This window comes from Sphingopyxis sp. H050 (assembly GCF_001468265.1).
Classification (GTDB): domain Bacteria; phylum Pseudomonadota; class Alphaproteobacteria; order Sphingomonadales; family Sphingomonadaceae; genus Sphingopyxis.
In genome coordinates this window covers 1-10,989 of record NZ_LNRZ01000014.1, presented here as the reverse complement: position 1 = coordinate 10,989, position 10,989 = coordinate 1, and the positions used below count along the sequence as shown (strand labels likewise).

The 10,989-nt window shown below is 60.3% G+C and carries 15 protein-coding genes; 6 read left to right on the top strand and 9 right to left on the bottom strand.

Translation table 11 applies throughout. From position 1 onward, the window contains the following. Window position 1: 1 nt before the first annotated feature. The 7 genes from ATE67_RS19825 to ATE67_RS19795 all read right to left on the bottom strand — a co-directional run bounded on the left by ATE67_RS19825 (window position 2) and on the right by ATE67_RS19795 (window position 4,923). The gene (locus tag ATE67_RS19825) at window positions 2–724 is read right to left on the bottom strand and encodes a hypothetical protein (RefSeq protein ID WP_058818288.1); all 723 of its coding nucleotides are present in this window, start codon (window positions 722–724) and stop codon (window positions 2–4) included. Then, a complete protein-coding gene (locus ATE67_RS19820; RefSeq protein ID WP_058803361.1) occupies window positions 721–1,563 on the bottom strand; it encodes a DsbC family protein in 843 nt (280 codons plus the stop codon). The genes ATE67_RS19825 and ATE67_RS19820 overlap by 4 nt, the downstream gene beginning before the upstream one ends. Window positions 1,564–1,571: 8 nt before the next feature. Next, window positions 1,572–2,861 (bottom strand): TraB/VirB10 family protein, encoded by a 1,290-nt coding sequence (locus ATE67_RS19815; protein ID WP_058803362.1) that lies wholly within the window; start codon window positions 2,859–2,861, stop codon window positions 1,572–1,574. 5 nt (window positions 2,862–2,866) lie between these two features. Next, window positions 2,867–3,622: a type-F conjugative transfer system secretin TraK gene (locus tag ATE67_RS19810; RefSeq protein WP_231728246.1), complete on the bottom strand. Its 756-nt coding sequence runs from the start codon at window positions 3,620–3,622 to the stop codon at window positions 2,867–2,869. Window positions 3,623–3,663: 41 nt separating this feature from the next. Beyond that, window positions 3,664–4,230 (bottom strand): type IV conjugative transfer system protein TraE, encoded by a 567-nt coding sequence (locus ATE67_RS19805; RefSeq protein ID WP_058803364.1) that lies wholly within the window; start codon window positions 4,228–4,230, stop codon window positions 3,664–3,666. Window position 4,231: 1 nt separating this feature from the next. Then, window positions 4,232–4,516: a type IV conjugative transfer system protein TraL gene (traL, locus tag ATE67_RS19800; RefSeq protein ID WP_054136666.1), complete on the bottom strand. Its 285-nt coding sequence runs from the start codon at window positions 4,514–4,516 to the stop codon at window positions 4,232–4,234. Window positions 4,517–4,605: 89 nt separating this feature from the next. Further along, complete coding sequence (locus ATE67_RS19795; protein ID WP_058803365.1) at window positions 4,606–4,923, bottom strand: hypothetical protein; 318 nt, start codon at window positions 4,921–4,923, stop codon at window positions 4,606–4,608. 345 nt (window positions 4,924–5,268) lie between these two features. On the opposite strand from ATE67_RS19795, the gene ATE67_RS19790 reads away from it, so the two are divergent. The 5 genes from ATE67_RS19790 to ATE67_RS19770 all read left to right on the top strand — a co-directional run bounded on the left by ATE67_RS19790 (window position 5,269) and on the right by ATE67_RS19770 (window position 8,630). Continuing rightward, the gene (locus ATE67_RS19790; RefSeq protein ID WP_152998731.1) at window positions 5,269–5,658 is read left to right on the top strand and encodes a hypothetical protein; all 390 of its coding nucleotides are present in this window, start codon (window positions 5,269–5,271) and stop codon (window positions 5,656–5,658) included. Between the two features lie 40 nt (window positions 5,659–5,698). Next, window positions 5,699–6,190: a hypothetical protein gene (locus ATE67_RS19785; protein ID WP_066110830.1), complete on the top strand. Its 492-nt coding sequence runs from the start codon at window positions 5,699–5,701 to the stop codon at window positions 6,188–6,190. 30 nt (window positions 6,191–6,220) lie between these two features. Further along, window positions 6,221–6,496, top strand: a complete 276-nt coding sequence (locus ATE67_RS19780; RefSeq protein ID WP_152998732.1) for a hypothetical protein — start codon at window positions 6,221–6,223, stop codon at window positions 6,494–6,496. A gap of 370 nt (window positions 6,497–6,866) precedes the next feature. After that, a complete protein-coding gene (locus ATE67_RS19775) occupies window positions 6,867–8,345 on the top strand; it encodes a helix-turn-helix domain-containing protein (protein WP_073974055.1) in 1,479 nt (492 codons plus the stop codon). A gap of 9 nt (window positions 8,346–8,354) precedes the next feature. Continuing rightward, window positions 8,355–8,630 carry a hypothetical protein gene (locus ATE67_RS19770; protein WP_058803367.1) on the top strand — a complete coding sequence of 92 codons (276 nt, stop codon included), beginning with the start codon at window positions 8,355–8,357 and terminating at the stop codon, window positions 8,628–8,630. On the opposite strand, the gene ATE67_RS21180 is transcribed toward ATE67_RS19770, so the two are convergent. After that, window positions 8,610–9,491 (bottom strand): lytic transglycosylase domain-containing protein, encoded by an 882-nt coding sequence (locus ATE67_RS21180; RefSeq protein WP_052241776.1) that lies wholly within the window; start codon window positions 9,489–9,491, stop codon window positions 8,610–8,612. The two genes, ATE67_RS19770 and ATE67_RS21180, sit on opposite strands and share 21 nt — an antisense overlap. 187 nt (window positions 9,492–9,678) lie before the next feature. Here ATE67_RS21180 and ATE67_RS22080 point away from each other — a divergent pair, with 187 nt between their 5' ends. Beyond that, a complete protein-coding gene (locus ATE67_RS22080) occupies window positions 9,679–10,515 on the top strand; it encodes a DUF7146 domain-containing protein (protein WP_039330619.1) in 837 nt (278 codons plus the stop codon). On the opposite strand, the gene ATE67_RS21775 is transcribed toward ATE67_RS22080, so the two are convergent. Continuing rightward, window positions 10,426–10,827: a hypothetical protein gene (locus ATE67_RS21775; RefSeq protein ID WP_152998733.1), complete on the bottom strand. Its 402-nt coding sequence runs from the start codon at window positions 10,825–10,827 to the stop codon at window positions 10,426–10,428. The two genes, ATE67_RS22080 and ATE67_RS21775, sit on opposite strands and share 90 nt — an antisense overlap. Window positions 10,828–10,989 lie beyond the last annotated feature (162 nt).

Genomic DNA, 10,989 nt, shown 5'->3' with positions numbered 1-10,989 from the left:
GTTACTCCGGCGTTGCAGGGGGCGTTGCAGGGAATGAGGCGGCCTCGCGCCTCGGCAATCGCTGCTGTGATGCGAGGCGCTCGGAGACCTTCGCCTCGATCTCAGCGATCGGGTTGGCAGGCTGAGAAGCCGCTTGCTGGGCTGGGGCCTGCTGGATCGGCGCTGGGGTCTTTGGAAGATTGGACGCCATGGCAGTCTCAGCGCCCACGGAACCTGGCTGACCGTCATCCAAGATGCCAGGGGCAATCGCCATGAATTGCGGTGCGCTCTCGGCGGCCGCCAACAGCCCCTGAGCACGCGCAGGCTTTGCACCTCGTAGCGCAATTGTCTCGAGAGCATCGCCCCGGCCCGGGAGCATCGCCTTAACTGGCACCGCGATGCGGGCATGGGCTGTGCCTGCGGCATCCGTGTAGCCCGGAAACACGACAGACAGCTCGTAACTCGGCGACGAACGCGCAACGAGGGCTTCGAAACCGAGCGACTGGCCTCGCACAGGCGCGGAGATCCCGTCGTCCATCCGGAATGGACCTGCAGGGTTCAGAAGATCCGCCGAGGTCGTTTCCTCGATCCGCGCAATTGCGCTGTCATCGATCACCAGAGAAGGCGCGCAGATACCGTCTGCAGCCTCGCAGCGAAACTTGCCGCTGACGTTGGTACCGAGCGTCGTACAGGCCGACAGCCCGAACGTCACAGCCGCGATTGCCAATGCGCCTTTGGTGTTCATGACACCTTCTCCTTCAGCCAGGTTTCGAGGAATTCGCGAGGGCGGAAGCCGTGAAGGACAGCGCCATCGTCGCGCACAATGACCGGGGTGCCGGTGAACCCATGTTGCCTCGCAAAGGCCTCATTGGCATCAAGGCCCGAGGTGTCGCAGCGCCGACCGCTCGTGATCGCGCCTCCATCATAGGCTTCGTTCACCGCGCGGCGCTTGTCGGTCGCACAGATGACCGCCTCGGAGATTGGACGGGTGCCGAGCACCGAAATCGGGCGCTCAACGACCTTGACGTCGAGCGTCGCGAGGGTTTCGTGGAGGCGTTTGCAATACCCGCACCGGAAATCGCTGAAGACGGTGAGCGTCCGGCCACCCTTGCCCATCACGACGCTGCCGCTCGAGGGCAGAGCTGCCAGCGCTGCGGGATCGATACGTGGCAGTGGCTGCGCGCCGCCCGCACCTGCCTGCCGTGCCGGTGTCGGCTCGGCAGCGTCCTCTTGCTCCCCAGCGCCCCCCGCGCCGACCAGCATGTCCGGGTTCATCTCGAGCAACCGGGCGGCTGTGAGATCCTGCTTGGTCTCCATGTCGTAGACACGGCCAATGATGAGATAGCGCGCCGAGCGGTCGATGTAGAAGAGGTTCTGGCGTGCCTGAACTTCGCAAACGCCCTCGATCTTGTCGCAGTCGATCGTGGTGATCTCGGTCTTGGGGAGACGTTTGACCAGCGCTGCCTTGATCGTCGCAGCGTCGTCTGCCGCCGCGGCATGAGCGGCGGCTGCAATTGCGGCGAGGGAGCCAGTGAGCGCAAGGGCGGCCCCTGCGACCTTCCATGTGGTCCATTTGAATTCCATGACGGGCCTCAATTCCTGATGAAGGTGCCGTCGAGGAACACGACCTCGACCGCAGCACCGGTGGGCATCTCGACGACCGGCTGATATTGCTCGGCCCGTTCGATCAGATAATCGGAGAGAGTGTTCCCGGCGTTGGCCGCGCCGCCGCCAATCGCCTGAATGCCGACATCGGAAGCTGACGGGAGCACGGGATCTTGGGAAATCCGGGGGATCTGGTTGGCACCCTGGAAGGCGTTGCCTACCCCGCTCACCAGCCCTGCAAGAAAGGCTTGCGTGGTCAGCGAGCCTTCACGGCTGACAACCCGTCCGCGAACGCCGACTTTGCCGCCAAAGGCAATGAAGCCCTTGACCTCTGACACCGCAAAGCGCCCGCCGGGCTGCGCGCAGGTCATGCGCTGTAGCTTCACATAGACCTTTTCGCTGGAGAGATCGCCGTAAGCCGCACCATTGACCATGCAGCCCTGCACGCGGGTCGCGAGCAGCTTGCCGTCACCATAGACCGAGCGCGCCGGGCCCGTGATGCGCAGAAGAACCGGCAGAGGGTCACTCTGGCTGCGGGTATTGGTCGTCGCATCAACGCCGACCACCACGGTGGCATTCGCGATTGAATTGGGCGGAAGGTAGTTCGGGGAGTCGGTGTAAACCGCAGGGGCCTTGGCGGGATCAATGCGCGAGCCCGTCCCGCCTGCTTGCGCGAAGGACACCATCTGCACGTCGCTGCCGCGGCGGGGGATTGCGGCGGAAGGTGCGCCGGATGCAGCTGGCGAAGACACGCCCATATCACGGGCAGCCGCAACAGGTCCGGGCGCAGTCGGGCGGGCATTGCCCCTGGTGACCTGCTGGCGCAGTTGCTGGTTCTCACGCTCATAGGCCTCGAGTACCTGCTGCCCGTCGCGCGCCATCGCGGCATTTTCACCGCGCAGAGCCTGAATCTCGCTTTGCAACTGCGCAACCTGGCCAGCCTGCGCTTCGACGCCCTTGAGACGCTGATCCTGGGAGTTAACCTGACCCTCGTAGATGGCCATCCATTCCTGATCGACGCGCTGTCGGTTCATCAGGGCATCAGTCGAAACCTCGGTCTCGTGCCCAGGCTTGGTTGCCTCTTCAACCACGGTTTCCGTCCGCAAGACATACATGGTCGAAGCCACGACCGCGACACCACCCAGCCCAAAAAACAGCATTCTCTGCCGCTTCTGTGCCTTGTCATTGTCGATGATCGAGCCCGTTTCATCGACCGCATCGCGGCCATCGGCCTCGGCGCCATCCAGATCCTTGGGCTTGCGCTTGAGAAAATCCATGAGGCTTACCTTCCTGCAGGCACGACCACGTAAGCAGCAGTCGCCTGCCCGCTTGCGAGGTTGGGGTTGGAAATTGTGACGGCGATTGCACCGTCCCCGGCGATGAGTTCTTCGCGAAGCGCGATCGGTGAGGAGCTGGCATTCTCGATGCGCAGGACCTTCCCGGTCATCGTCGGGCTGCGATACTCGGTGAGGAGCTGAACCTTCATATCGCCGACGTTGACCGGGGCACGGGCCGCATCGCGGATCTCGAAGCCGGTCACCGGGCGCTGTTCGAACATCGCCCTGACGAGCCCGACAGCGCGATCCTGCAACGAACCCGATGCTGTAAGGACCTCAGGCTTGGCGGAAGGATTTTCGATATCGGCATTCGCCACAAAAACCTGCACCGCACTGTCACCGCCAATCTGGCAGTCGAACTTGTAGACAAGGCCCTTTTGCGTCGTCCCGAAGAAGGAGATGTTCGGCTTTGCATAGGCTTCGGGAACCGAGATGTAGATATCGCCGCGGGTGGGTTCGTGGACGATCGAGAAGTCTTGACCCTCGACGCCAGTTTGCACTCGGGACACCGACACAAACCGGTCATCCTTCAGCGAAATGCGCGTCAGGTCGGCCTTGGATGCCCGGCAGCGAACCTCTCCATTGTCGACGGCGAGGATGTTTTCGTCAGCAAAGGCTGGCGTGGCCGCCATGACGAAGCCGACCGAGAAAAGCGCAGCGCCAAGCCCACGAAGAAAATGGCTGTCGATGCGGAAAAGCAACGGCGCGCCTGAGGCAAGGCAGAGCGTCGAGACAGAGAAGGTCATTGGTTCGCTCCTTCCTTCTTAACGACGACACCAAACCCCTTCAGGCGCAGCGACACGCCGGTGTAGGTCCAGTGAAATTCGAAGATCTTGTGCTCGCGGCGCACGTCCTTGGATCCGACGATGGTATGAAGGACGCCGCCGACCTGGCTGGTGAGGTTTTCCGGATCGGTACGGATCCAGTTGATCGTGACAAACTGGGTCACCTGCGACCCCTCCTGTTCAGCCACGATCCGCAGGAGCTTGGCCTTGAGAGCCCCGCGCGCCTCCGGCGCGGAAATGGACACGATGCCATCAAGCCAGTACTGGAGTGTTTCGGGCGAGCGGTTGAGCGCGAGCTGCGCGGTGTCGCGCGTCACGGCCTCAAGATATTCGGGCGTGAGCGCCGCAGAGCTCAGCGTCATCTGGCTGGGCAGGATGGGCTGCAGCACGACCTCGCGGTCCCGCGTCGATGCCGCGGTGAACATGACCACCACGAGAATGCCGAGCACGACACAGATGAGCGCAAGCAGGTTGCGTTGCTTGAGGGTCCGCTGCGACGCCTCATGAGCAAAAGAGATTTCCATATCAGCCCGCCATCACACGAAGATGAGATGGCGGAGCGACCTTCAGACCGAAGAATTCTCCCGGCAAATGCCAATAGGCAAAATGCAGGACCCAATGCATCGAACGCCCAGCTTTGACTTTGCGATAGCCGAACCACGCAGCCAGGGCCAAAAGAAGCCCGATGACAACGTGCTGAGCGAGGATGCCCCAGGTGAAGGGTATGACCATCACCAGGAATTCATCCAGGGTCCAGAACCCGATCAGTTCTGGATCGTCGAGATGTTTTGGGATCGAATACTGGTCCAAGGATCAACTCCGCCAGAGGGAGGACAAGTAGCGGCAGCCCAAAGGGTGAACTGCGGTACCCTTGCCATCATGAAGCGAGGGCGCAGCGTTCAGACCGTGCCGGTAACCGAGGCGGTGACGATCGGAATGCCGGTCCCGGCGCCGACGCCGACGCCCACAGGGATTGCGACCTGACCGAGCGAGAAGCGGCCCGACGCCAGCGCCACGATCCCGCCGGCGAGCGAGAGCACGGTGATGATCCGGCCCCCGGAGCCTTCAAGGAAGCCGGTGAACTGGGCGAGAGCGGTGTTGAAGGTCGTGTCGGCCCCCGCCATTGCGGCATCAGCGCCGAACACGCTGGCGGCCGCGAGCGCCGCAACCGCAACAGCAAGCGTGCCGCTGCGATTCTTCAGATCGAGACTTGTCATTGAGTTTTCCCTTTCGGTTGGATGCTGGCGTCTGCCGCCACAGCCAAAATCCGACCGAGGAGAACCTTTTCTCAACAGCGAAGTGTCAGGATTTCTAAGGAAATGAGAGATTGGGGCAGAATTGAACCCCACCCAGGATTCGATTCGCTCCCAGCCTGGGAATGAGTATTTCCCACCGTGGTCCAATTTGCGACCCACACCGGGGATATTTGTGCCCCACAGCGGGCGAAAATCAGCCCCAAGGTGGAGAGGAATCCGCCCCACGGGTAAAAGGATGACCCGGAAACCGCGCAGTTGCAGGATGACAAGTTCAGACGCTGCCACATCGAGAGAAAGGAGATCGAATTGAGCAAAAGCACGCATGTAGCCCACGAGATTTCCATCAGCGCACACGCCTTCGAAGATATCGTCAGGGCCATCGCAGCACTCAGCCTTGAGCAGACGCGCTTTGTTACGTTCAAAGACGTCATTCTCCATGCGCTGGAGCGGTATCCAGCCCTCAAAGATGGACATTCCGCAGCGCTGGAGACCCTGCTTCCGGTGGACGGACCCGTTCGGATCTACGTCCGTCTCAATTCTACGGACAATGCGGCGGTCGAGCGGCTGAAAGGCGAGCTGAACGCCGCTACCAAGGCTCATTGCGGGGTGCGCGAAACACTGATTTTCTGCGCAATGTTGGTAGCGGAAGGCGAATTTTCCGCTTGCAAAATGCAAATCGACAAAGTCAAACTATGAAACTGCATGGAGTGGAATACATGGGATCGTGGAGGCACGCATGTGCGAAGGGACGGAAGATGGAGTCGCCAGCAGAGCTCACAGCGTAAACCAACTGTATGCAGCGCTCATCAAGGAACAGATGAGGCTGCAGAACACAAGCTTGCGCAAATTGACCGATGAAGGCGTGATCAAAGAAAGTCGGCGTAAAAAGTTCTTCGACAAGGTCGAAGATGGAAACCTGACGATCGACGAATTCCAACGCGTCCTGCTCCATCTGAAAATCGACCCTATCCGAGCAGGCCTCGTTCTGCTGTGCTATGAAAGCGCTAGCTCCTACGAAGACCCATGCTGCGAGACGACGGCATTGGTTGCGGTCGCACTGGCGGCCCGGCTACCAAGCGAACTCGCAGCCTGCGAAGGGCAGTTCGAGACCATTCGTCAAAGCCTGTGTGACACGATCGCCCGCAAGACATCGTCGGCCATCGCCAAACACCATATGTCGCTCGAAAGCCGGCATAACGGCGGCGGTTTTGAACATGCCTACGCTTGAGCCTTGTACGGCGGAACGAGCCCGCGCTGCATGACGAACCGCGTGACTGGTCACGGGCAAACGCCCTGCACCGCACAGCGAAGCGCAAATATGGCGCAGCACCGGAAAGCGGAGCAAAGACGCAAACGCCGTCAGGATGGTTTGCGCCCCCTCGAAATCTGGCTGCCAGCAGCCATGATTGCGATGATTGACGAGCTCAAAAGGGATAATCTGTCGTCCCGAGAGGCGATCATCACGGCAATCGTGGCGAAAACGCTGAGCGTCAGGCCACCTGAAACATCTGAAGGACAACCGATGATGCTCTGAAATTGAAAGGGGGCCCCGCGCCAACGGGACCCCCTTTAACGCATCCTGTTGCCAGAGCGCCAAGTTCACCTCGCTTTCTAGCAACAGACCGAATGGCAAACAAGCGCTTCTGCGCGCGATGAAACGCGCCCGAACGCTGCCAAGAATCGCCGCACCAGCTGGTGCATATGAAAGGGAGGTCAGCGACGCAGACATGAAAAACCCGGGCAGCGCCCGGGCCTTTCGAAGGAAGCTGTAATTTGCCGCGCCAAAGCGTGGCGAGAGACACCGGCAAGCTACCTGCTCCCTCACAACTTGCAAGCATTTTTCGCAACGTTTGCGGGCAATGTTTTTTGTCTGTGCCGCACCTCAGGACTGAGGAAGCGAAGGGATGACTATTGTCCAGAATCAGGCAGCCTGGGAGGTGGATAGCCGCCGCCGGGGAGGGCCAGCAGCGATCGGCGCCTGTCTGCCAAAACTGGGGATGCTCGAGACCGAACAGCTGACCAAGATCGCCTTCATGGAAGACCCGGCAGATCGGGCAAGACATGCTGCGCGCGTCAGCAAGATGATGCGAGGGTTCGGACATACCGGGACCGAAAGTGCAGGCAGACAGCGGCGGCGCAAACTGCTCGATATCATCGAGACCTTCGTGAGAATGCCGCCCGTGACTATCGATGTTCCGAGGATCGTCTGGCGCGATCTTTACGATGCCGCCGCGAGCATCGCCGCCATGAATATCGACTGGGACAGCCGCTGCGGCCCCCTCATCGCCGCCTCGAACGACCATCTCAAATGCCGGATAGGATGGACCGCCGCGCGCAAGAACATCAGGCGCCTTGCCGAATACGGCCTGATCATCCCCTATTGCCTCGCGGGCAACGGCAAACGATTTCTTGGATCACGAGACAGCCTGGATCGCTCTGACGCCTCAGGATGGTCGCTAGCCCCGCTGCTCCTCCTCGAAGATTACCTCACACAGCTCGCCGCCACCGAAAAGGCCCTGGCCGAGCAGAACCTGATCCTGCCCAAGGAGATTCGAAAGGCAACAAGCAGCGCCTACCGGCTGCTGCGGCCGTTCGAGCAGGGCCACCCCTGGGCTGACAAGGCCAGAAAGAAGCTCGATGCGATCGCTGCGGCGCGGCGCATATACCAGAGGCGGAAAGGATCCATGGACGCGATCGGCGTGCTCGGCCGCCTCGCCGAGGTCGCAACGCGGCTGCTTGATCGGTTGTCAGAGCGCATATCGCTCGGCGAGATTGCGTCGCTGACACCTTCCGGGGACACTAGGGTGCGCCGGGATGGCCACCATCAATACAGTCCTGAAGAAGCTCTTGAATCTGTATCCGGCTTGGCGGAGGGCGCTTGCCGACGGGAACCTGATGACGTTCGAACCACGCCTGATGCCGACAGGGTGAAGCAAGAAACAGCCGATGCTTGTCAGAACGCGCTGGTCTCTGCCGACACGAATGATGTCTACGGCATCCAGCGATCGGGGTTCGTTTGGGCCGAAGCCTCTGCCCTCTTCCCTTTCATCGACGGTATGGTCGAAATCGCGAGACGGCCCGGCCTGACCGAGCTTCACGCGGTCGCTCGCGTCTGCCAGATAGGTCAGGCTACAGCCGCTCGGGCAAGCGCCATGCTAGGGACAGAGATCGCACTCCTCTGCGCGCTAATCACCGGGCATCACCTGGCCAACGGACAAATCCGCAAGACCCCCGATGCATACATGCAAGCACTGGTGCGGCGCGCCCGCAGCGGTGAGCTCAATCTCGGCCACACGCTGCTCGGCCGCAGAAAGGCAGTATTCGGCCAGGGGGATACAAGGGCTTCGAATATGCGTATCTCTGTTCGATCATCGATGCACTAGGTCCGACTCATGAAGCAGGAAGCCCTTATCGCTTGGACATCGCTCTACATCGGCGTGGGAATGATGGCGCTGATCTGCGCAGTGCTCTCAGTTGTCGTCACGGCTGACGACTGGCGGAGTGGCAGGTGGCGACCCACGCACCAAACGGGGCTCCAGAAAGCTCTGGTCATCCCGAAGCTCTGGCTGCGCTGGCAGCTCAACTACCTCAAGGGCGCGCCAGTCATCCTGGCAATCAGCGTGTACTATGCTCGGCACGTCGGTTTCTCAGTGTTCTGGGACGTCTGATCGTCCATCGAATGAGGCAAGCATTACCCTGCGAAACGGATTGGGCGCGGGAAGTGCTGCCGAAGTCAGCGACACGCCGCCGGTCGAATTCGGAATGCCAATTGAGCCCATGATCGTACGCACATAGTTGCGGGTCTCACGAAACGGCGGGATACCGCCAAATTGGTCCACGCGTCCCGGGCCTGCATTATAGGCAGCCAGTGCAAGCTCCCATGTCCCGAAGCGATCCAACTGCTCGCGCAGATACCGCGCGCCGCCGACAAGGTTTTGCCGCACATCCCAAGGGTCGGTGACACGCAGATATTGGGCCGTACCGGGCATAAGCTGAGCCATGCCCATCGCACCGGCACTGCTTCGGGCGAAGGGACGATATCTGCTTTCCTGCGCCAGCAAGGCGTCAAATAGAACAACGGGCACGCCGGCATCGCAAGCGACGTCGACGATCAGGTTGAAATAGGCGGTCCGGCGAGCCTGAGCATCGCCGCTGATACCATATCGCGGGAAGAAGCTGCGGGACTGGCAGAGTGGGTCATCCTGCGAAGGGCGGAATGGTGAAGAAGCAGGGCTCATGAATGATGCACCTGCCCGCATCCACGAAGGAACAGCGGGACGCGCGGCATAGGGATTGATCGTGAAGCTGTGAGGGACCAACTCAAAGTCGCCGTGCAACTCTGGTGAAAACGCATCCACTGGAGCCGGAGGCACTTCCACTGATTGCTCGAGATCGACCGCCCCGCGCAACTGTGGGCGGAGCACAGCAAAATCCGGTTTTGCCTCTGGCACAAACACGTCGAGCATGGCTTCGCGCGCCGATGATGGCGTCGGCGTCAAAGCGACCAGCAAAAATAGAAGATTTTTCATGACCACACCTTTCGGCGTGGTTCGGATATCGCCCCACTTTTCTAAATGAACAGGCGGGGCATGGCAATCGCCCAGAATCTGGCATCGCACAGACGAAAGCGGCGTTGGCCATCGCGAGCCGTGCCGGAGAAGGTCGGGTCGATCCAGAGGGGAAAGATGGTGAGGCTGAGCTGAGAGGAGCGAGTTTATGCTAGTTGCGCTCAAACCCACCCAGGAGACCATCGACATCGTTGCTGCGCTGAAGGGCCGTTGGCACGGTTCCTACGCGATGTGCATCTGCCCTGCGCATGCAGACCGAACGCCGTCACTTTCAGTCCGGCAGGGCGAGCGGGGTATTCTGGTCCACTGTTTTGCGGGATGCCGCAGCGAGGATGTCCTGCGCGAAATCGGTCGGACCAAACCGATCCTGAATTCCTCTGCCCCAAGCTATCAGCCAGAACGAACTGCGCCAAACGTCAGAAGGATATGGGATCAGGCCACGGAGATCCGCGGAACGCTCGGTGAAGTCTACCTTCGGTCGCGGCGGCTGCCAATCGACCTCCCCGACTTACGCTTCCATCCGCGGTGCCCATTCGGCCGCAAGCCTAAGACCACCTTCCGGCCCGCGATACTGGTCGGTGTCAGAACCGGGCACCGGATGACGGCCATCCAGCGGATCAGGCTGACCAACGACGGAACATGGCATGATGGCAAATTCATGCTCGGAAAGCCTGAACGGGGCGCGTGGGCACCGCAGTTCGAGGGCGACGTGCTCGCCATTGCTGAGGGCATGGAGGATGCGGCGAGCTATACTCAGATCAAAGGAGTCCCTTGCTGGGCAGCACTCGGGAATAAGCGTCTCGCGCTAATCAACGTTCCGGACCAAGTTGGCACCCTTTACATCGCCGCGGACAACGATGGTCCAGGCCGATACGCTGCAATGGCGGCAGTTGGATCACATAACATACCAGAAAGGCAGCTCTTGCGTGATCCGCCGCCAAGGCCTTTCCACGATTGGGCAGAAGCTCAGAGCCATATCCGTTAAATGAACATCAGGCTGAGTGTCGGCGATGAAGATCGGGCGCGAGGCACCGACAAACGCTGTAAGCTGTTGAACGAGCCATTCGGAAACATACCGCAAACTTGCCGGTCGAATTTCAGCATCGATATGCAGTTCCGACTTCCGCCGTCGAAGTTCATAGGCCACACCATCATAGAAAACGGATCGGTCCATTGAGGAACCCGTTTCAAGCAGTGCAGCGAAACTACGCAGACCGATTACTTGCATCTTTCCCACTACAAAGCTTGCGGGATTATCAATCGCGTCAATTCGATTTATGGCGAACCATTTGCCCATGAAATCTCGGATTTTCGGTGATGGGGCCAAAGGAAAACGCTATCACTTCAAGACACAGCTTGGTGTCCGTCGTCAGAACATTTGGCACAGGTCGCGGCGTAAATTAGCGGAGTGCGGGCCTCGTCTGTTGTTGGGTTTTAGGCGGCGAGCTTACGGTGTTGC